Here is a 22676-nt window from a genome sequence, read left to right on the forward strand (position 1 = left end):
CATATGGCTACTAAAAAGAATATGCGTATTTCCTATCCGTCCTCGGAAAAGATTTATGTCCCGGGCGAGATCAATAAGATCAAGGTTGGTATGCGTAAGATTAAATTGTTGGACACGGTAACTTTGGATGAGCATGGAGAGCGAATCTTCAAGAAGAACAATCCGGTAATCGTTTACGATACGAGCGGCCCGTATTCCGATCCCAAGATATCGATTGATATCGCTAAAGGACTTCCTCGTATACGTGAGGAGTGGTACGGTAAGCGTAAAGATGTGGTTCAATTGCCGGAATTGACTTCCGCTTATGGCCGTGAGCGATTGGCGGACGCGAGTCTGAATTCCCTGCGTTTTCCCAAGCGATACTTGCCTTTCCGGGCTAAAGAGGGTAAGAATATCACCCAGATGTATTATGCGAAGAAGCGTATTATCACTCCGGAAATGGAGTACGTGGCGATTCGTGAGAACCAGCAAATCGAGGCTTTGGGACTGAAGTCGTATATCACGCCGGAGTTCGTCCGCAAGGAAATCGCCGCCGGTCGCGCGATCATCCCGGCGAATATCAATCACCCGGAAGCCGAGCCGATGATTATCGGTAAGAAGTTCTTGGTAAAGATCAATACCAATATCGGTAACTCCGCTCTTTCCTCCGGTATCGACGAGGAGATCGAGAAGGCGATATGGAGTTGTAAATGGGGCGGAGACACGTTGATGGATCTCTCTACCGGCGATAATATCCATGAGACGCGCGAGTGGATTATCCGTAACTGCCCGGTTCCGATGGGTACGGTTCCTATTTATCAAGCCTTGGAGAAGGTGAATGGTAAGGTAGAGGACCTTTCTTGGGAGATCTATCGGGATACGTTGATCGAGCAGGCGGAACAGGGCGTGGATTATTTCACGATCCATGCGGGTTTGTTGCGTAAACATGTGGAGCTGACGGCGACTCGCCTGACGGGGATTGTCTCCAGAGGCGGATCGATCATGGCTAAATGGATGCAGCTTCATGACGAGGAAAACTTCCTGTACACACATTTCGCCGAAATCTGCGAGATACTAAAGGCATATGACGTGGCGGTCTCTATCGGAGACGGGCTTCGTCCGGGTTCTATCTATGACGCGAACGATGCGGCACAATTCGCCGAGCTTCACACGATGGGAGAACTGACGAAAATAGCTTGGGAGCAGTTCGTACAAGTGATTATCGAAGGCCCGGGCCATGTTCCCATGAATAAGATTCATGAGAATATGAAGGAACAACAGTATGCCTGCCATGGAGCGCCGTTCTATACGTTGGGCCCGTTGACGACCGATATCGCTCCTGGATACGATCATATCACGTCGGCTATTGGTGGCGCGCAAATCGCTTGGCATGGGACGGCTATGATCTGCTATGTTACGCCGAAGGAACATTTGGGATTGCCGAATAAGGAAGACGTGCGTAATGGGGTGGTCGCTTATAAGATAGCGGCGCATGCCGCTGACTTGGCGAAAGGGCATCCCGGCGCTCAGGTACGTGATAACGCGTTGAGCAAGGCCCGTTTTGATTTCCGCTGGAAAGACCAGTTCAATTTGTCCTTGGACCCGGAAAGGGCTTTACAGTATTATAAGGAGAGTGCTGTTACGGATGGAGAGTACTGTACGATGTGCGGTCCTAATTTCTGCGCTATGCGGTTAAGTAAGGATTTGCAAGGTTGTAAATAAAATACTGTTTTGAGGGGATGAGACGGGGCATGCCCCGTCTCTACAATTGAGTGATTTGTTTTCCGCATTCGTAGCCTTCCTCATATAGTTCTTCCAGTTTCTTTGTGTCGCTTCCGGTACGACCGACTTTAATCGGGCTTTGCGGACGGATGACGAAGGCTTTTCCTTCGGCCTCCAGTTGGTCTATGTAATCCAAGACCTCGTTGTACTGCCGGTATCGTAGTCGCAACTGTTCCCGGATCGCCGGGTATTTGTTATAAATAAAGCCGGGAAGGTAAAAATCTTTCTCTTCTTTCCGATAGCCTTTGTTACGGGTAAGGATGATGACGTTCTTGGAGAAGCCGTCAGCGATAGCCCGTCGGATAGGGATGGCGTCGCATACGCCTCCGTCGACCATCGGTATCCCGTCTACATACGTAATTGGACAGAGGATCGGTAGGGTGCAAGATGCTTTACAGATATCCACCAAACGTTTCTTATCTTTCTTCTCCTCGAAATATTCCGCTTTACCCGTCAAGCAATTGCTCGTGACCATAACGAACCGATCCTTGGACTTGAAATAGGTATCGTAATCCAACGGATAATACAAATCCGGATAGACATAAAACAAGAAATTCAGATCGATATATCCCCTCCCCCGTAAGAAATGACGAAGACCTATGTAATTATATTTCTTCAATAGGTCGATATTGCTAAAACGGGAGCGTCCCCGCTGGCGGGAAGCATACGAGATTCCGTTACTCGCGCCCGCCGATACTCCGATCGTATAAGGAAACCAAATATCATGATCCATAAAATAATCCAATACTCCCACCGTAAATATGGCACGCATTCCGCCACCTTCCAACACCAAACCTGTCTGACTATCTATTTCCATATATATACCTCTGAATTAAAAAAGCCATTGCTGGGTTCCCACCAAGCAATGGCCACAAAAATATAATAAATCAGCGATAAATAATAGTTCCTTTTTAGAATTTACTTGGTCACTTCGTTCACTAAGGGACGGCCTTCCTCGAAATCCTTGATGTTCCGCAAGGTAGTCTCAGCGATATTATGCAGAGCCTCTTTCGTGAAAAACGCCTGATGGGAAGTAACGATCACATTGTTGAACGAGAGCAGACGGGCCAAGACATCATCATCGATAATCTTATCCGATTTATCCTCGTAGAAATAGTCTCCCTCCTCCTCGTAGACATCCAATCCAGCGGCAGATACTTTCTTGGTCTTCAATCCCTCGATCAAGGCGTTGGTATGAATTAGTAACCCGCGTCCCGTATTGATAATCATTACGCCGTCTTTCATCTTGGCGATCGAATCGTCGTTGATCAGATAACGGGTCTGGTCGGTCAACGGGCAATGCAAGGAAATGATATCGGACTCTTTGTATAACTCGTCTAAAGAGACATAGGTGATCCCTTCCTCCTTGGCGAATTTCTCATCCGGATACAGGTCGTTTGCCAATACACGCATCCCCAATCCTTTTAAGATATGAATCAATATCTTGGCGATCTTTCCGGTACCGATAATACCGGCGGTCTTGCCATGCATATCAAATCCCATCAAGCCATTCAAGGAGAAGTTGCCATCTCTCGTACGCCAGTATGCCCGGTGTATCTTACGGTTTAACGATAACATCAAGGCCAACGTATATTCAGCGACCGCATAGGGTGAGTAGGCCGGTACGCGTACGACCGGTAATTTCCCCCTGGCGGCATTCAAATCCACATTATTAAAACCGGCGCAACGAAGCGCCAACAGTTTCACACCATTGGCAACCAAAGCGTCTATTACGGCGGCATCAGCCGTGTCGTTCACGAAAATACATACTGCGTCTACCCCTTGGGTTAAGACGACATTATTGATATTCAAATGTCCTTTATAGTAACGAATATCGAACTCATACCGCTCATTGATCTTATCGAAAGAAGCGATGTCGTAGGGTTTAGCACCAAAAAACGCAATCTTATACGCCATATAACTTTAGTTTTTTAATATAACTAAATTAAGCCCTTGATTGTTTATCGAAAAAGAAATCCATTCGTTTAATTATAGTACTTTTGTCCGCTGGGTAACAATATAGATGAGCATGAATCAATCCCATAAAAGATCTTTTATAGCAGTTCTTATTTTTATTGGCTTTCTCTTGTTTATGGCATTTTGGGGCATCGACTTGATCTTAGGGGCGTATGCGGGACATAAATTGAGTAAACTTGCCGAAAGGCATCATCTTGACATACGCTATGATAAGATCCGGTTGATGGGGCTGAGTACCGTACGTATGGAGGGATTGACCGTTATCCCGGTTGACGCTGATACGTTGATACATGCGGACAGGCTTCAAGCGAAACTGGAGCTTGGCAGATTATTGCTACTTACCCCTTCCATAGAGAGTGTACAAGCGGATAATTTGCATATTCATTTTATTAAGAAGGGAGAGAGAGCTAATTTTGATTTCCTTTATAAACCATCGAATCACCCAGGTGAGCCAGTGGAAACAGCTGTAGATGATAAGGAACGGGATTACGCACGCAAGGCTGAACGCTCCCTTAGTCTACTTTTCAATTTATTGCCCGGAAATGCCTTGGTACATGATTTATGTGTTTCTTATAGTAATAAAGGAGATGAACTAATACTAGAGATACCCGAACTCAATCTTGCTAACAATCAATTCTCTACGCATATAAACAGCACGGAGAACGGAGTTCGTAGCGAATGGATTTGCGAAGGCTCTCTCTCTGATAAGGAGCGACTCGTGAAAGCCCGTCTCTACGCCGACGAGCATACGAAGATTCCTCTTCCTTTTCTGGAATATCGTTGGGGGGCATCGGTACGTTTCGACACCTTGGCCTTCGAGCTTAAGGGACCTAAAATAGAAGAAGACATACAATCCTTACTCGGAAGCGCCTATGTGAGCGGGCTTACCATCCACCAAGAGCGTATATCTCCGGACACGGTCTTACTGGATAAAGGCTCTATACACTTCCGGACAAACATCGGTAAGAACTATATCGAATTAGATAGCGTCAGTGATATCCGGTTTAATCATCTGGATTTCCATCCTTATCTGAAGATCGTTAAAGATACCAGTTGGCAAATCACGGCCTCTGTGAATAAAAGGGATTTCCCTGCGGATCAACTGTTCTCCTCCCTGCCTAAAGGCTTATTCTACAATCTGGAAGGCCTGAGAACAGAAGGTACCCTCTCCTATCATTTTCGATTGGATCTGGATTTCGGACAGGTAGACAGCTTGATCTTGGAATCTACTTTGAAAGCGAAGGACTTCCAGATCCTTGCCTATGGGAATACGGATTTGCGGAAGATGAATGAGCCATTTGAATATACTGTCTATGAGCAAGGCGAGCCGGTACGCTCTTTCGAGATCGGTCCGGCGAATCCCTCTTTCCGCCCGTTCAACGCCGTATCCCGTTATCTTCCTTTAGCGATCATGCAGAGTGAGGATGCCGGCTTCTTTTATCACAACGGTTTTATTCCAAGCGCTATCCGGGAATCGTTGATACAGGATATCAAGGAACGACGTTTCGCCCGTGGCGGCAGTACGCTCAGCATGCAATTGGTGAAGAATGTATTCTTGAGCCGTAATAAGACGATCGCCCGCAAACTGGAGGAAATGTTAATCGTATGGCTGATCGAGAGCAATCATCTGACCTCTAAAGAGCGGATGTTTGAGGTTTATCTGAACATCGCCGAATGGGGTCCCATGATTTATGGAGCCGCCGAGGCCTCACGTTATTATTTCGCGAAGGAACCTTCCCAATTAAACCTTGCCGAGTGCATTTTTATGGCCAGTATTATCCCCAAGCCCAAACAGGTCCGCTATTGCTTCGACGGGTTGCGGTTGAAGCCGTATTATGAGGATTTTTACAGGATAATACTGGATCGCTTGGTAGATCGCGGACTTATATCTTCGGAAGAGGCGGTAGGGGTAACGCCGGAGTCTGTCGAAATAACAGGTCCGGCTAAAGAATATCTGACGGCTACCCAAAGTCGATCTCCACGCTCGTCCCAACCCCTAGATCAGAAATAATATTCACCTTCGCCCCATAGGTGCTCAATATGCGTAGCGAGAGGCTTAGCCCGACACCATGCCCGGCGTATTCCCGGGTATTGCTCGCCCTGTAAAAGGGTTGGAAGATTCGTTTCAATTCCTCGGGAGGAATGCCGATACCTCGGTCGGATATGGTCAAGACACTGCCTCGAAGCCGCATCTCTACCGGTTTATCGTCCGAATACTTACAGGCGTTGCTCAAGATATTCTTGATCGCTATCTTCAATAAATAGGGATTGGCACTGATCATATAAGAGAAATTATCCGGGGAGAACGAGATCCGGGCCGAGGAGAACTGCATCAAGAAGTCCGCTAGGAAGATCGTCTCCATCGCGCTTTTCTGGATCTCCTTATCCCCGTGCGACAGGAACAGCAGGTGTTTGATCAATTGTATGATACGGCTCGTCTCCGTGGCGATACGTCTTAATGCCGCTTGGTATTCCTCCGGGGAGCGCTCTTTCAGCAGGCTGATCTCGCATTCGCCTTGAATGGCTGTCAGTGGATTGTTCAACTCATGCGAGGCGTTGCTGATAAACGCTTTCTCACTTTGGTAAGCAGCGTCGATCCGGTCTACCATCCGGGTCGCATATAGTCTGCCGACAAAATAGATCAATACCGAGCTAACCAATATCAATCCCAGCAACAGCCAGCCGATCCGATGCTGGATATCCATCCCATACTGATTCCCGGAAAGGACAATCACGATGAAATTCCCCTCGTTGTCGGGATAATACAAAGCCGCTCCCATTTGCGTATCGTGCTTGAAGTGAACGATATCCTCTTGGTATAGAGATCTCACCTGCGTGGCGTCCAGATAACGGGACAGCACTTGCCGGGTCTCCAAGCTATCGGCGTTCAGCAATATCTCGGTAGCGACGGGAAGGGTTTCCTCGTAACGCTGTTGGATACGGGCATAGCTCTCGTCGTCGGTCTCGTCCTTCTCCCAATGCTTCTGTGCCGTGGCATAGGCTTTTTCCGTCAGGTAAGAATAGTACAGGCGAGAGATATAGCTCGTGGAAACCAAATAGAAGACAAGCGTCACGACGGCTATCACGCCTATGGTAATGGCCGAGTAAAAGAGAGCGATCTTGTTTCCTGTCTTCATGCTTCCATCATATAGCCCACACCCACTACGGTACGGATTAGCTTAGGTTCGAAGTCCTTGTCTATCTTCGTGCGCAAATAATTCACGTAAACATCGACCACGTTCGTATTGGTATCGAAATCCTTGTCCCAGACATTCTTTAGCAAGTTCATCCGGCTCAAGGCCGTTCCTTGGTTCTGTATGAAATATTCCAAGAGCCTATATTCCTTTACGGTCAAATCGATGACCTGCCCATTCCGTATAGCCCGATGGCTTGGAGGATCTAAGACCAGATCCCCGCACCGGAGAGCCATATGGACGGATTCGTTTCCCGATCGACGTAATAACGCCTTTATGCGGGCCTCGAGTTCTTGGAAGCTGAAAGGTTTTACCAGATAATCATCCGCCCCGGCATCCAGCCCGCTAACGATATCCTCGGTGGTTCCCAAGGCGGTCAGCATAATCACGGGGGCATGGTAACCGAACCGTTGCCGATACTGTTTGCAAAGTTGCAAGCCGTTCATCTTCGGCATTATAATATCCAGAATCAGCAATTGGAAATCGTTCTTCTGTGTCAGTTCCCAACCGGCGGCACCGTCGTAAGCGACATATACCTCATGCCCGAACTCCCGCAAGCCTCTTTCTATAAAAGAGGCGATGTTTACCTCGTCTTCTACTAATAATATCTTCGCCATTGTATCGTATGTATTAATAAGAATGTCCATCATTAGTAATGCGTACTTAGGGTGATGCTAATCGTATCACAGAGGTGAAACGTTCTTTTCACGGTTGTGATACGATCGTTTCACCTCTGTGATATGATCTTTTCACAGCCGTGAAAAGATCAGTAAGTATAATCCTTTCGCATAATAACTCCAGTCGCCCTCCCTAATAGTTCCGGACTTTCTTGCTACAAATATAGCAATTACAACCTACGTTGCACTAATTTACCGTTCTTATCATAAAGCATTCGTCGATAAAAAGCCTCCACCATCAGCGGGAAGACAAAGAGGGTGAAGAACGTGGCCCCTATTAATCCGCCAATGATCACGATCGCCAAAGGACGCTGGCTTTCCGATCCGATACCGTGGCTCAAGGCGGCCGGAAGCAGGCCGATAGCGGCCATGGAGGCGGTCATTAATACGGAACGTACCCTTGATTTCACGCTCATCTTGATCGAATCTTCCAGAGGATGCCTCTCCCGCAGGTTATTCTTGATGTCCGATATCATGATCACGCCATTCTGTATACAGATACCGAAGAGGGCGATAAAGCCGATACCGGCGGAGATCGAGAAGTTGAAACTCGTGATTAATAGGGCCAAGATACCTCCGACGGCGGCGTAAGGCACGTTCAATAAGACCAGTCCGGCATCCCGGGCGTTGCCGAAAAGGACGAATAGGATCACGAAGATGATCGCTATACTTACGGGGACGACTTGGGCCAAGCGTTTGGTAGCCCGTTGTTGGTTCTCGAAATCTCCGGTCCATTTCAAGGTATAGCCTTCGGGGAGCTTTACCTGCCTCTCCACTTTCCGCTGGGCTTCAGCCACGGCGCTACCCATGTCGCGGCCCCGGACCGAGAATTTCACGGCGCAGAAACGAGCGTGGTTATCCCGGTAGATAATCAACGGGCCGGTAATCGTATGGATATCCGCCAGCTCGCGGATAGGAATCATGGAACCATCCTTTGCCGGAACCAGTATCTTGCCTATCTCATTCTCGCTACGGCGGAAAGCAGATTCGTAGCGGACCATGATATTGAACTTACGCTCGTCCTCATAAAGCAGGGAGGCGCTCTTACCTCCTATCGCCATCTCGATAATGGATTGCACGTCCTCCTTGGCCACGCCGTAGCGGGCTAAACGAGACTCGTTCAACTCGATCCGCAGCTCCGGCTGGCCGATATTCCGGATAACGCCCAGATCCTCGATACCGTCTACGGTCTCCAAGACCTTGAAAACCTCTACCGCCATCTTCTCCGACTCGTACAGGTTCTTACCGAAGACCTTCACGGCGATGGAACCCTTCACGCCGCTGGCCGCTTCCTCTACATTGTCCGAGATAGGCTGCGAGAAGTTAAAATCCACGCCCGGATAGATCGCCAGATCCTCTTGCATCTTCTCGATCAGACCCGCTTTCGAGCGTTCGCTTTCCCACTCTTTCTCGGGATATATATCCACATGAAACTCGATGTTGTAGAAACCTGTCGCGTCCGTGCCATCGTTCGGCCGGCCGGTTTGCGATAAGACCTGACGAACCTCCGGATAAGCCGCCAGCTTCCGGCGCATCTGGTTGGCCAACGTAACGGATTCATCCAAAGATATACTTTGCGGTAAGGTCGCACGGATATAAATAGAGCCCTCGTTCAGTTGCGGGAGAAACTCGCTGCCCAACAAGGTGAAGCACCAGATACCTATGGCAGCTACCAGCGTGGCGAACGTGATCGTCCGCTTCTTACGGGCGTGGCACCAGTCGAAAATACCGATCGACTTCCGATTGATCCACGCGAGGAACGGATTATGTTTCTCACGCACCTCTTTCTTTAATAGCATGGAAGATAGGACGGGTACCAATGTCAACGTAAAGATCAACGCTCCCAACAAGGCGAACCCCAAGGTATAAGCGAGCGGGCTGAACATCTTTCCTTCCACCTTCTGGAAAGAGAAGATCGGGACCAAGGCGGTGATGATAATCAGCTTAGAGAAGAAAACCGCTTTCGCACGGTCCTTCGCCGTATGACGGATAATACCCATCTTACTCATCAAATTGAAAGCGGGCATGCCTACTTCACGGGCTTTCCGGTCCAATGCCACGAAAAGCCCCTCCACCATCACGACGGCGCCATCGATAATAATACCGAAGTCGATCGCTCCCATAGATAAGAGGTTGGCGCTCATCCCCATCGCCCGGAGACAAATAAAGGCGAAGAGGAGTGCCAACGGGATAATGATCGACACGATCACCGTCGTACGCCAATCCGCCATGAAGATTAATACGATGAAAGTTACCAGCAGAATACCTTCCGCCAGATTATGTGTTACGGTCTTGACCGCCAGATCTACCAGATTCTCACGATCGTAGAACGATACGATTCGCACGTCTTCCGGCAAGGCGTTTTGTTGGATATCCTTGATCTTATCCTTCAAGGCGGCGATTACCTCGCCGGGGTTCTCCCCTTTTCGCATGACAACGATGCCTTGTACGACATCATCTTCCTCCATGCGGCCCACTTGCCCTAGGCGGGGAAGACTGGATTCGTGCACGGTAGCCAAGTGCTTGACAAGGATTGGCGTGCCATTGATATTCTTTACGACGATATTCTCGATCTCTTTTACATCGTTAATCAAGCCGATACCCCGCACGACATAGGCTTGCGAGCTTTTCGTGATCATGTCGCCGCCTACGTTGATATTACTTTTCGCGATAGCGTCATAAAGTTCCAAGGTCGTTACCCCGTAACTGATCAGTTGATTCGGGTTGACGCTAACCTCGAATGTCTTTACCTCTCCTCCGAAGCTGACGATATCCGCTACACCGGGTACGGCCCGCAACTTCCGCTCGATCACCCAATCCTGCAAGGTCTTCAATTCCCGGACGGAACGCTTATCGCTACGTAATGTATAGCGGAAGATCTCGCCGGTCGGGCCGTATAAGGGCTGCACTTCCGGCGTGACCCCTTCCGGCAGGTCGGCGTCGTTCAAGAGATTATAAACTTGCTGGCGGGCGAAGAAATCATCCACCTTATCTTCGAACATCACGTTGATGACGGAAAGACCGAAAAGGGTCGTGCTCCGGATATCCGTCTTTTTCTGTACCGGGTTCATGGCGATCTCGATCGGGATCGTGATAAACTTCTCGATCTCCTCGGCGCTCCTGCCCGGCCATTGGGTGATAATCGTCACCTTCGTATTCGTCACATCCGGAAACGCGTCGATCGGCGTATGGATAAAGCTGGTGATACCGGCGATTACGGCGATCGTGGTACAGAAGAAGATAAAGAATTTGTTCCGGAGGGAGAACGTTATGATATTATCTATGAATGTGTGCATATCGTCTGGTTACTTTAATTCGTTATACACCAAAAGAGCGTTCCGATCTACGATCCGATCCCCATCCTTCAAGCCGGATCGCAGGTAACAGAACTTCTCGGTTTGCTTATACACCGAGATCTCACGCATTTGCAAATATCCCTCCTTCGAGACATAGACAACGTATTCTTTACCATCCTCGAAGATCACGGCATGGGCGTTTACGCAAGGCATACTTTCTCCTTTTACCGCGCTCTGTACATATACGTTCGTAAACATTCCGGGTTTAAGCATATACTTCTCGTTCCTTAATTTGACTCTTACGCTCATGGTCTTACTTTCTCGGTCTAGCATATGATAGACCTTATCGATCGTTCCCGTAAACTCCATATCCTTATAGGCCAAAGTGGTGATACGAACGGTAGCCCCCTCTTTTACCTTGCTGATATCTCCCTCATAGACATCGGCCATCACCCAGACATCGTCGAGACCGGAAATGGTAAACATCTCCTCCCCTTGATCAGAACGGATCTGCATATCCCGGTTTATATTCTTATCGATGATAAAGCCGGAGACCGGCGCTTTCACCACATAGGTAGATGGGTCTGTTATGTTATAAATGGAATACATTTCTTGGATACGTTTGGTCTCGGCCTCGGCATCGGCTTGCTCTTGCTGGGCTTGCAGGAAGTCCCGGTCGGAAGCCATACCGCTCCGGGCCATATCTTGGGTAGCCTCCAAGTTACGGTTAGCGATAGCCAGTTGATGCTCGGCCTCCTTTCGCTGCTTGTCGATATCAGCGATCTCGCCGCTCCGGATCACCGCTAGGACATCTCCTTTCCCTACGTAATCGCCAACTTCCGCATGAATGGAGGTGACATTTCCACCAAACATCGGATACACATGGGCTACTCGCTCCGGATTGAAACTGACACGGCCATTGAGCAACAACTCGTTGGTTAATGGTGTGTCACGAACCGTATCCAGTGTTATAATCTCCTGTAAACTGTCATTTAATAGTAAAGGTTCCCGGGTATCGACCGAGGTGGTCGCCTGTTTCCCGCAGGAACATACCAAGGGTACTAAAAGGATGCATGTGATTAGATGCTTATTCATATCATTTGATTTGCTTTTAATAGTTGAATACATGGCTACCCGTTACGGTATTTACCTCCTCCAAGGCCAGTAACACTTCTTTTTGAGTTTGGTAAAGTTGCAAGCAGGTTGTTTTGTAGGTCTCATAATAATCGATAAACTCAAGGAGACTGATATTCCGTTTTTGGAAATTCAAGTTCACGCCTTCGATAATCAAGGCGAAATCCTTCTCCAATCCATAGTTCGAGGAACGATAAAGCTGAATCGCCTTTTCCAATCGGGCATAGCTGGTGAATAATTCATTCTCGGCATGGCGGCGTGCGTATTCTTCCTTATGGGCCTTTTGAGCGACAGATATTTTCGCCGCCCGGATATTCCCTTGATTCCGGTTAAATATAGGAAGGGAGACGCTCAATCCGATCGCCCAATAATCATTGATAAAGTTACCGGCCTTATCATACGTACCCTTTACGCTCACTTCCGGGAAAGCGAGGGAACGTTGTAATCTCACGTCCGCCTCCGAAGCCTTGATGCTTACTTGCGCCAACTTAAGATCCGGACGTTCGTATAATAAAGAGGTCAATTCAGAGAAAGGGACGGAGTCCATATCGATCTGGTTCAACACAGACTCATCGAATATCGGCTCGAAGGTATCATTGCCGGATAATCCTAATAAAAGCCGCATGTCTCCTTGAAGGGAGATAACTTGATTGGCGATATCATTCCGCTCTTGCCGCAAAGAGAGCAATAGGGCCTCGATACGGGACTTCTCTAATAAAGAAACATTCCCTTTCTCATTCTGCTCCTTGAGAACCTTCAGCAGATGAGCCAAAGAATCGATCTCACGATCGTAAATGGATTGAGATTTCCGGGTAAAATAAAGCGTTACGAATTTCTCCTTCAACTCGCTCCGGAGGGTTCTTAATACTTCCTCGAATTGGTAAAGGGCCATTTCCTTATGGATCTTCTCCAAACGGACACGTTTGTTTCGCTGTCCGGCGATATAGATCAACTGTTCCACCTCTATGATCGTTTCCCCTTGTTTCCCGAAATCAAAGTAATGCCCGTTCAACCGGTTATAAACATTTTGCTCCAAAGAGACCACGGGATTCTCGAAAAGTTTGGCCTGTACCACCTGAGCCTCGGCTATATCGATATTATACCGTTCGGCTATCACTTCCAGATTGTGCTCAGAGAAACGTTGCTCGGACTCTTTCAAGGAGAGGGAGACAACAGAGGCTCTCGCCCCAGAGAAAAGAAGAGATAAAAAAAGTAAAAGAGTGACTCGTCTGTCCATTTGCGTTAAATTTTACGCAAAGGTAGAAGTCACTCTTTTATCGCTTATGAATATTTAGTTAGAATACTCTTAGGCCAAATTAGAAATTTATTAGAGAGATTTAAAGTATAATATCGTTTTCTTTAATCCTTCCTCCAAACAAACCGTAGGTTCCCACCCATCTAATTTCTCTTTGGCCAACGTAATATCGGGCTTACGTTGCTTGGGATCGTCTCCCGGCAACGGGCGGTATACGATCTTAGAGGAGGAGTTTGTCAAACGGATCACGATCTTGGCCAACTCGTTCATCGAGAACTCTCCCGGATTTCCGATATTTACCGGGCCGATAAAATCATCCGAGGTATTCATCATACGAATCATCCCCTCGATCAAATCGTCTACATATTGGAAACTACGAGTTTGGTTTCCATCCCCATAAATCGTAATGTCCTTATTTTGTAATGCCTGTATAATGAAATTAGAGACGACACGGCCATCGTTCGTACTCATATTAGGCCCATACGTATTAAAGATGCGGATGATTTTAATGCGAACCTTGTTTTGGCGATGGTAATCCATAAATAAGGTCTCGGCGCAACGCTTGCCCTCGTCATAACAAGAGCGAGGCCCTATCGGGTTGACATTTCCCCAATAGCTTTCCGGCTGCGGGTGTATCATGGGATCTCCATACACCTCGCTGGTAGATGCTTGTAATATCTTAGCGTTCACCCGTTTTGCCAGACCTAACATATTGACCGCTCCTAACACGGATGTCTTGATCGTCTGTATCGGATCTATTTGATAATAAACTGGAGATGCGGGACATGCCAAATTATAAATCTCATCGACCTCGGCTTGGAACGGTATAGAAACATCATGCCTGATCAACTCGAAATGTGGATTTTTCAGCAGAGGAATCACATTCTCCTTACTTCCCGTAAAATAGTTATCCAGACAAATTACTTCATTTCCTTCTTCTAAAAGACGGGCACATAAATGAGAACCGATAAAGCCGGCGCCCCCGGTGATAAGTATTTGCTTCATTATATTAAATTTATTTCGTGAATTTCACCCTATAAGGTGGATCCGGACGTAAATAATCTATATCCAGATAAGGAATCTTAGGATAGATCAAGTCCAGATAGCGGAGGTCTAAGGGGCCGGGAACGACTTCTATCCGTACCTTAGCGACACCTTTATCGATAAAATCCAATATCTCGGCGGCGCTCGCTGATACATCAATGATTCGTTTTCTATAACGAGGTCCACGATCCGTTACGCATACAATGGTACTTTTCATATTCTCCAAGTTCGTGACTCTTAAAAAAGTACCAAAAGGATACGTACGATGCGCGGCGACTAATTCTTCTTTATCATGAACCCTTCCACTGGATGATTTCCTGCCGTGGAAACGATGATGGTAATACGAAGCAAGTCCTTCCTCCTGTGCCCATATTCCTTCTCCACACTTAACTGCGGCAAATATAAGTAATATGTAGAACAAGCGGAAGGACATGTACCTTTTTTAATCAATTATTGAAGCATTTTTCCATTATATTCTCCGTTCAAAGTTCCTAGAAAAACAACGATTTTTTCAACTTCTACATCATTGATCTCCTTTCCGATCTGGAACTCATGCATGATACGGATCGCATCCTCCACGGAGGCTACGGTTCCGTCGTGCATGTACGGATAAGTCAGCATCACGTTACGAAGTGTCGGGGTTTTGAACTTATGACGATCGGATTCTTTCTTAGTCACGGCATAGCGTCCGTTATCACCGTCCGTCAACCCTGTATTCCGGTAATCGAAATAGCTGTTCTTGATACCCATGAACTCGTAAGATTGACCACCGACATTTACACCAACGTGGCAAGTAGCGCATTTATTGTCCTTGAATAGTTGATAGCCCTCTAATTCTTCCGCTGTAAGCGCGTTTTTATCTCCCATCAAGTATTTGTCGAAACGACTCGGCGTAAGCAAGGTCTTCTCAAACTCAGCGATAGCGTCCGTGATCGTAGATTGAGAATAACCTTCCGGATACACTTCCGTGAATTTCTTCGTGAAATCCTTATCTTGCGCTAAAGCCTCGCAAATCTGGTCGAATGAGGTACAACCCATTTCCACTGGGTTCAATGGAGGACCAGCCGCTTGCTCTTTTAGGTCTGCCGCACGTCCGTCCCAAAATTGAACGAAATTAAGCGCCGCATTATATACGGTCGGAGCGTTAACACCACCGAACTGTCCATTAATACCTTCCGAATATTGCTTACGGTCTACACCACCTGTGTTCAATCCGTGGCAAGTAGCGCAAGAGATCGTATTGTCCGCAGACAAACGAGTATCATGATACAGAGCAAAACCCAACTCTACCTTCGCCGGATCTGTAGGCAAGCTCTTCATTAGAGGCTGAAGAGGCTCATTCTTAAATTCTTCCGCTACGGTTTCGGTCGTGAAACGATCTTTACGGACATTCTTCGCCCATGAAATGATCACCGCTTTCTCATTGTCGTCAAGGCTAGTTCCCCAGTGCATCGGCATATGGGAATACTTAGCCGGGGGCATAGAGCCGCTTAGGGCCGTATTCTCCACCTTCGCCAAATCAACCTCTGAAACGGGCTGCCCGTTCTCCAAGGCTTCCACCATAGCAGTCAAGTCCACATAGTGAACGGCCTCCTTCATGTCTGCCTGTACTACGGGACCGATCAACGGTAAATTACCGTAAAATGGCAGAGGCGCATTTTCAGAGTGGCAGGCCAAACAGTCGTTTTCCCGCAGGATAGAGGCCACTTGCTTACCTTCATTGTCGGCAAATTTCTTGTATTCGGAAGAACCGCACGAGGTAACCGCAAAGGCTAAAGCGCAGAGTCCTACCGGTAATGCCGTCATTTTAGCATAAATTGTTTTACGCATAACTATATTTATTTAGATTTATTAAGTGCAAATATAGAACAATTCACTTACATGTACCCTAAAAGCCTTGGATTTCATTGATCAGTTTTATCTATGGGAAGATAAATAGAATCTATGCGGTGGGCTTCCATCCGCAGCATCGCGGCAAGCTCCTTCCTATAATGCCCAGTATGAGGTTCTAACAATGGGCAATATAAGGATGTTACAATGCCCATTATAAGCAGCTAACAATCGCAGTTATAAGCAGCCGCCAATCGCTATGTGGATAATCCGATTTTTTTATATAGCTTTGTCTCATTATGTATAATCAATAAATTATAAGGCAAAGATGTTTAAGAACAAAGTTGTATGGATTATCATCGCTATCGTAGCGATATTATTCTTTTGGGTGAAAGGCGTGTATAATAATATGGTAACTCAAGACGAAGGCGTGAAAACCGCATGGAGCCAAGTTGAGAACCAATATCAACGCCGTATGGATTTGATCCCGAATCTGGTAAATACGGTAAAAGGATACGCCGCGCATGAGAAAGAGACTTTAGAAGGTGTGGTCAACGCTCGTGCCGAGGCGACGAAGACTACGATTGATCCTTCTAACCTTACTGAGGAATCCTTGAAGAAATTCCAGTCCGCACAGGGTGAGTTAGGAAATGCCCTCTCCCGTTTGATGCTTGTTTTAGAGCGTTATCCAGACTTAAAAGCGAATCAAAACTTTATGGAGCTTCAAGCGCAATTGGAAGGGACCGAAAATCGTATCTCAGTAGAGCGTAAACGTTTTAATGAGGTAGCTCAGTCTTATAATACCTATATTCGCCAATTCCCGAACAATATTTTGTCCGGAATGTTCGGCTTCCAATCGAAAGCTTATTTCGCCGCTGAATCCGGTGCGGAAAAGGCTCCTAAGGTAGAATTCTAATAGCCATTCGCTGAATGAGTGAGATAAAGAATATAAGATCTAGGCGCAAGTGTCCGGTAAGCCTTTTATGGATCAGTTTATTGCTGGTTGGTTTTGCCTCTTCTATTTTCGCGGCAAAGGATTATTCGATCGAGACCATTCCGAACGTGCGTCTTTCCAACCGGTTGAACCATGTCAGTAATCCGGATGGTATCATTACCCCGGATGACGCGGCACGTATCAATCAATTATTAAATGTAGTGGAAGATAGTCTCGGTATCGAGGTAGCTGTCGTTGCCGTGAATAGCATCGGGGATCAGGATGCCCGGATGTTCGCTACGGATTTATTCAAACATTGGGGATTGGGACAAAAGAGCAAGGATAATGGTTTATTGATCCAGTTGGTGACGGAACCTTCCCAACGTTCGGTCGTTTTCGAGACGGGATATGGCATCGAGGGTGTCTTACCCGACGCGATTTGCTACCGGCTCCAGCAGCGGTATATGATGCCCGATCTAAAGGCCGGGGATTATAGCGCCGGCATGTTGAAAGGAGTCATGGCGGTTACCAAGTATTTAATGTCCAGCGACTATGAACGGGCAGGCATGACTGGCAACCGTTCTTCTTCCTCGTCCGATGATGATTTTATGTGGATATTCGTGGTGGGGATTATCGGGATGATCGGTTTCTCGGCGTTTATCGCATACTTAAAGTATCGTCCGAAGGCATGCCCCCGTTGTGGAAAGAAAACCTTTGTGTATATGGGGCAGCAGGTGATCCGGGAAGCGACTCGTTTCTCGGAAGGTCTGGCCGAAGATGTATACCGCTGTAAGAGTTGCGGGTATACAGAGAAAAAAAATCGTACCATCGACCGCATACACCGAGGAGGAGGTGGCCCTATTATTATGGAGGGCGGTGGTGGTTTCGGAGGTTTTAGCGGAGGCGGCGGCGGTGGCTCTTGGGGAGGTGGAAGCTCCGGGGGGGGCGGTTCGATCAGTCGTTTCTGAAAATACGATTATTCGCATTATTTTATACAAGCGGTCACGTAAAACCTTATGTGACCGCTTGTGTTTTTATATCCTATTGTTCTTTCAGATAGTAGTCGGAAAGTATATCCCGTACCTTCTCGGGAGTAACCCTTCCATAGACCTTCCCGCCGATCATGACCACCGGAGCCAATCCGCAAGCACCGACACAGCGTAAGCAATCCAAGGAGAACAAACCGTCCGGTGTAGTCTCTCCTACCTTTATTTCCAATTGACGTTGCATTTCTTCCAGAACATTTTCCGCGCCACGCACGTAACAGGCCGTTCCCAGACAAACCGAGATGGGGTATTTCCCCTTGGGGGTCATCGTAAAGAATGAGTAAAAAGTAACTACGCCATATACCCTTGAGACCGGGATATTCAATTCAGCGGCGATAACCTGTTGGACTTCCGGTGGTAAATATCCGAACAAGCCTTGGGCGGCGTGCAAGATATTGATCAACTCCCCGGGATCGTTGTTGCGTTCAGCGCATATCGCATGTAGCTCCGCTACTTTTGTTTTAGGCAAATGTATCTCATTCATGGCTTATTTACTTTTTTCAGTTTCTATATACATACCGATTACTTCCTTACGATCTATGTAATGTGTATGCAGTAATTTGTGGGCTTTCGGTCCGCAAGGCTCTCCCAAATACTCGCTGTATAATTGCTGGATATACGGATTCTCATGGCTCTTGCGAAGCGGTTTGTTAGCGTCTTCCCGGTAAAGAGCGGCAGCACGCCGGCGAAGTACCTCCATACGGCCTCGGTGGAACGGTTGTCCGCCACCGCCGATACAGCCTCCCGGACAAGCCATCACCTCGATCGCATGATAAGGAGAGGTACCGTTCTTCACCTCCTCGATCAATTTGCGGGCATTCCCCAGACCATGAGCGATACCGATCTTTACCGGAGTCCCATTAAAATCGATGGTAGCGCTACGAATACCTTCCAGCCCGCGTAACTCCTCGAAGTCCACTTTATCCAGATTTTTCTTCGTATATAATTCATAAGCAGTACGGCAAGCGGCCTCGATAACACCGCCGGTAGTACCGAAGATCACGCTCGCTCCGGTAGATTCACCCAACGGACGATCGAACTCACCATCCGGCAGTTCATTGAAATCTATATTCGCATAACGGATTAAACGGGCTAACTCACGGGTATATATCGAATAATCTACATCGGGATTACCTTCCACGCTAAACTCCGGGCGGCTAGCCTCATACTTCTTCGCCAAACAAGGCATGATAGATACGACTACCAAATCCTTACGGTCCACTCCCAACTTCTCGGCGAAATAGCTCTTGGCGATCGCTCCGAACATTTGCTGCGGGCTCTTGGCTGTAGATAAATTATCCCGTAACTCGGGGAAATGTTGTTCCACAAAGCTAACCCAGCCCGGACAACAACTCGTCATTAACGGTATTTTCACCTCTTTGTCTCCATTCAAGTAACTACCTAGGCGATGTAATAATTCCGTTCCCTCTTCCATAATGGTCAAGTCGGCGGCAAAGTCCGTATCAAATACATAATCAAAACCCAATTGACGCAAAGCTGAAACCATCTTGCCTGTAACCAATGTACCCGGCTCATACCCGAAATCACGTCCCAACGCTGTGCGAACCGCCGGCGCTGTCTGGGCGATAACAATTTTAGTAGGATCGGCCAAAGCGTCCAAGACCGGCTGTTGCGTATTACGTCCGCTAAGCGCGTTTACAGGACAGACGGATACGCATTGTCCACAATAAGAACAGGTACTTCCGGCCATATCCCGTTCGAAAGCTGTCGATACGGCCGCGTTAAATCCACGGTTCACGGCAGTCAAGGCGCCAACCGTCTGTATCGTATTGCACATGGTCTCACAACGGCGGCACATGATGCATTTGTTCATGTTCCGGACAATAGAAGGGGAACGATCTATCGTAAATGTAGACATTTCTCCCTTATACCGGATCTCGCGGATTCCTAGGTCGTGCGCGATCTTTTGTAACTCGCAATGTCCGTTGCTACTACATGTCAGGCATTCCGCCGGATGATTCGAGAGGATCAGCTCCATCACCGTCCTGCGGGCATTCATTACCCGAGGGGTATGTGTCCGTACGACCATACCTTCCGTACATTCCATTTTACAGGATGGGGCTAAATTTCTACGTCCCTCGATCTCTACGACACAAATACGGCAAGCTCCCGGATTATTCTCGTAGTGCAAGTCCTCCAGTTTCATATAACAGAGTGTCGGGATATGAATACCTACACTTTTTGCCGCATCTAAAATGGTGGTTCCTCTCGGCACTTCCACCTCTTTATTATCTATGATTAATTTAATTGTTTCCATGATTGTAAATGAATTTAGTGGACATAAATCGCTCCGAACTTACACTTCTCCATACAGGTACCGCAACGGATACAAGCTTGCGGATCGATAATATGAGGAATTTTCCGTCCACCTGTAATTGCATGCACCGGACAAACACGGGCACAGAGCGTACATCCTTTACATTTCTCCGGATTGATGAAATATTGAGTAAGTTCCCGGCATTGATGAGACGGACAACGATGCTCCCGGACATGCGCCAGATATTCATCGTAGAAATTATCCATCGTAGATAAAACCGGATTCGGAGAAGTCTGTCCCAAGCCGCATAAAGCGGTATCCTTAATCACCATCGCCAGATTCCTTAGACGGGTCAAATCCTCTTCGGTTCCGTTTCCACTCGTAATTTTCTGCAATATTTCATGTAAGCGTTTATTACCGATACGGCACGGTGCGCATTTACCGCAAGATTCCTCGACCGTAAAGTCCAGATAGAACTTAGCCATGGCTACCATACAATCATCCTCGTCCATGACGATCATACCTCCGGAACCCATCATGGAACCAGCGGCAAGCAAATTATCATAATCGATAGGAAGATCTAGATGCTTTTCTGTCAAGCAACCTCCTGACGGGCCACCGGTTTGCACAGCCTTAAACTTCTTTCCATCCTTGATACCTCCCCCAATTCCAAAGATAACCTCACGCAAAGTCGTACCCATAGGAACCTCGATCAGCCCCACATTGTTTACCTTTCCAGCCAAGGCGAACACCTTTGTTCCTTTGCTTTTCTCCGTTCCGATACTACTGAACCATTTAGCGCCTCTTAACAAGATCACCGGGATATTCGCATAAGTCTCTACGTTATTTACATTGGTCGGACAACCTTTATACCCGTGTTCACTAGGGAACGGCGGCTTTACGGTAGCCTCGCCTCGCAAACCTTCCATACTGTGGATCAAAGCGGTCTCCTCTCCACAAACAAAAGCTCCGGCACCGTACCGGATCTCGATATCGAATGAGAAATCAGTCCCAAATATATTCTCGCCCAGCAATCCATATTCTTTCGCTTGCCGTATGGCGATTTTCAAACGTTCCACGGCTAGCGGATATTCGGCACGGATATATACCAAACCTTTGCTAGCTCCCGTACAATATCCATTAATCGCCATAGCCTCCACAATCGAATGCGGGTCGCCCTCCAATATGGAGCGATCCATAAAAGCGCCCGGGTCGCCCTCGTCCGCATTACAAACCACGTATTTTTGAGGCGCTTGTACCTTACGGGTAATCTGCCATTTCAAGCCTGTCGGGAAACCACCGCCCCCACGACCCCGTAAACCACTATCCATGATTTCCTTGATTACTTCCTCGGGAGTCATTTCCACAAGGGCTTTTCCTAACGCTACATAGCCGTCACGAGCGATATACTCATCGATATTCTCCGGGTTGATAAAGCCACAATTTCGAAGGGCGATTCGTAGCTGTTTCTTATAGAATCCGATATGCTTGGAGTCCGGAACCAGCTCACGGTTCTCTGGATTCATATAAAGTAACCGTTCCACTTTACGGCCTTTTACCAAATGCTCCCGTACGATCTCGTCCGTATCCGATGGTTGAACTTGTACGTAAAAAGTGTTATCGGGGATCATCTTAACCACCGGACCCTTCTCGCAGAAACCGAAGCATCCGGTACGGATCACTTGTGTATCCTCTAATCCGTATTGCTCGACGGCGGCTCTCAGATTCTCGATGATCTGCTCGCTTTGTGATGCACGGCAACCTGTGCCACCGCACACCAATATATAATTCGTGTATTGTGCCATTTATGTAAGATATTAAATTTCTTATTCGGGTTTTACGGTGGTGTAAGTTACAGGAATGATGCCGTCTACCAAGATACCCTTACGGATATACTTATCTATGATCTCTTCTACTTTTGCCTTATCGACATAACCGAATACCAACGGCTCCTGACCCGGAAGCTTGATTTCGATAGTCGGTTCCGCATAACAATAGCCCATGCATCCGGTTTGAGTTACCAACGCATCGATTTTCTGCCGGTCTAAAACCTCGATAAAATAACTCATTATCTCCTTGGCTCCGGCAGCTATACCGCAAGTGGCCATAGAAACCTTAATTTGTACGAGCTGATCAGGGGTATTGCTTTTTTCACGCAGATCCAAAGACGCACGAAGAGATTCACGCATTTTCTTGAGATCATCTAATGTCTTTACTTTGTTCATGGTCATATTCTATTATTTAAGGAAA

At 47.3% G+C, this 22676-nt stretch carries 18 protein-coding genes; 4 read left to right on the plus strand and 14 right to left on the minus strand.

From position 1 onward, the window contains the following. The first annotated feature begins 3 nt into the window (after positions 1-3). Positions 4-1701 (plus strand): phosphomethylpyrimidine synthase ThiC, encoded by a 1698-nt coding sequence (thiC, locus tag DW205_RS14720; RefSeq protein ID WP_005862332.1) that lies wholly within the window; start codon positions 4-6, stop codon positions 1699-1701. Positions 1702-1741: 40 nt separating this feature from the next. Here the strand turns inward: thiC and DW205_RS14725 are convergent, their stop codons facing one another. Further along, a complete protein-coding gene (locus DW205_RS14725; RefSeq protein ID WP_005862333.1) occupies positions 1742-2578 on the minus strand; it encodes a patatin family protein in 837 nt (278 codons plus the stop codon). A 101-nt stretch (positions 2579-2679) separates the two neighbouring features. Further along, positions 2680-3678 carry a 2-hydroxyacid dehydrogenase gene (locus tag DW205_RS14730; RefSeq protein WP_005862334.1) on the minus strand — a complete coding sequence of 333 codons (999 nt, stop codon included), beginning with the start codon at positions 3676-3678 and terminating at the stop codon, positions 2680-2682. Between the two features lie 112 nt (positions 3679-3790). Here DW205_RS14730 and DW205_RS14735 point away from each other — a divergent pair, with 112 nt between their 5' ends. Further along, complete coding sequence (locus DW205_RS14735) at positions 3791-5749, plus strand: biosynthetic peptidoglycan transglycosylase (protein WP_005862335.1); 1959 nt, start codon at positions 3791-3793, stop codon at positions 5747-5749. On the opposite strand, the gene DW205_RS14740 is transcribed toward DW205_RS14735, so the two are convergent. The 8 genes from DW205_RS14740 to DW205_RS14775 all read right to left on the minus strand — a co-directional run bounded on the left by DW205_RS14740 (position 5700) and on the right by DW205_RS14775 (position 16168). Beyond that, the gene (locus DW205_RS14740) at positions 5700-6875 is read right to left on the minus strand and encodes a HAMP domain-containing sensor histidine kinase (protein WP_005862336.1); all 1176 of its coding nucleotides are present in this window, start codon (positions 6873-6875) and stop codon (positions 5700-5702) included. The genes DW205_RS14735 and DW205_RS14740 overlap by 50 nt on opposite strands. Next, a complete protein-coding gene (locus DW205_RS14745; protein WP_005862338.1) occupies positions 6872-7549 on the minus strand; it encodes a response regulator transcription factor in 678 nt (225 codons plus the stop codon). Before DW205_RS14745 ends, DW205_RS14740 begins: the two co-directional genes overlap by 4 nt. Before the next feature lie 230 nt (positions 7550-7779). Next, the gene (locus tag DW205_RS14750) at positions 7780-10905 is read right to left on the minus strand and encodes an efflux RND transporter permease subunit (RefSeq protein ID WP_005862340.1); all 3126 of its coding nucleotides are present in this window, start codon (positions 10903-10905) and stop codon (positions 7780-7782) included. 9 nt (positions 10906-10914) lie between these two features. Further along, entirely contained in the window at positions 10915-12000 is a 1086-nt protein-coding gene (locus tag DW205_RS14755; protein WP_005862342.1) for an efflux RND transporter periplasmic adaptor subunit, read from the minus strand. A gap of 16 nt (positions 12001-12016) precedes the next feature. Next, positions 12017-13276 (minus strand): TolC family protein, encoded by a 1260-nt coding sequence (locus DW205_RS14760; RefSeq protein ID WP_005862344.1) that lies wholly within the window; start codon positions 13274-13276, stop codon positions 12017-12019. A gap of 90 nt (positions 13277-13366) precedes the next feature. Beyond that, positions 13367-14299, minus strand: coding sequence for a UDP-glucuronic acid decarboxylase family protein (locus tag DW205_RS14765; protein WP_005862346.1), 933 nt, complete (start codon positions 14297-14299; stop codon positions 13367-13369). 10 nt (positions 14300-14309) lie between these two features. Beyond that, positions 14310-14771 (minus strand): septal ring lytic transglycosylase RlpA family protein, encoded by a 462-nt coding sequence (locus DW205_RS14770; RefSeq protein ID WP_005857026.1) that lies wholly within the window; start codon positions 14769-14771, stop codon positions 14310-14312. 17 nt (positions 14772-14788) lie between these two features. Then, positions 14789-16168 (minus strand): cytochrome c peroxidase, encoded by a 1380-nt coding sequence (locus DW205_RS14775; RefSeq protein WP_005857028.1) that lies wholly within the window; start codon positions 16166-16168, stop codon positions 14789-14791. Between the two features lie 328 nt (positions 16169-16496). Between DW205_RS14775 and DW205_RS14780 the strand changes: the two genes are divergently transcribed. Together DW205_RS14780 and DW205_RS14785 are read left to right on the plus strand one after the other, a co-directional pair. Continuing rightward, a complete protein-coding gene (locus DW205_RS14780; RefSeq protein WP_005857030.1) occupies positions 16497-17084 on the plus strand; it encodes a LemA family protein in 588 nt (195 codons plus the stop codon). Between the two features lie 14 nt (positions 17085-17098). Continuing rightward, the gene (locus DW205_RS14785) at positions 17099-18070 is read left to right on the plus strand and encodes a TPM domain-containing protein (protein ID WP_121963108.1); all 972 of its coding nucleotides are present in this window, start codon (positions 17099-17101) and stop codon (positions 18068-18070) included. A gap of 73 nt (positions 18071-18143) precedes the next feature. Here the strand turns inward: DW205_RS14785 and DW205_RS14790 are convergent, their stop codons facing one another. From DW205_RS14790 to DW205_RS14805, 4 genes are read right to left on the minus strand one after another with little or no spacing between them, the layout of a single operon-like run. Then, positions 18144-18632, minus strand: coding sequence for an NAD(P)H-dependent oxidoreductase subunit E (locus DW205_RS14790; protein ID WP_005857033.1), 489 nt, complete (start codon positions 18630-18632; stop codon positions 18144-18146). A gap of 3 nt (positions 18633-18635) precedes the next feature. After that, positions 18636-20426: an NADH-dependent [FeFe] hydrogenase, group A6 gene (locus tag DW205_RS14795; protein ID WP_005862352.1), complete on the minus strand. Its 1791-nt coding sequence runs from the start codon at positions 20424-20426 to the stop codon at positions 18636-18638. Positions 20427-20440: 14 nt separating this feature from the next. After that, positions 20441-22231 carry an NADH-ubiquinone oxidoreductase-F iron-sulfur binding region domain-containing protein gene (locus DW205_RS14800; protein WP_005862354.1) on the minus strand — a complete coding sequence of 597 codons (1791 nt, stop codon included), beginning with the start codon at positions 22229-22231 and terminating at the stop codon, positions 20441-20443. 21 nt (positions 22232-22252) lie between these two features. Continuing rightward, positions 22253-22651, minus strand: a complete 399-nt coding sequence (locus tag DW205_RS14805; RefSeq protein ID WP_005857039.1) for a ferredoxin — start codon at positions 22649-22651, stop codon at positions 22253-22255. Positions 22652-22676: the final 25 nt, after the last annotated feature.

Source organism: Parabacteroides sp. AM17-47, from assembly GCF_003434625.1.
GTDB classification, from domain to species: domain Bacteria; phylum Bacteroidota; class Bacteroidia; order Bacteroidales; family Tannerellaceae; genus Parabacteroides; species Parabacteroides distasonis.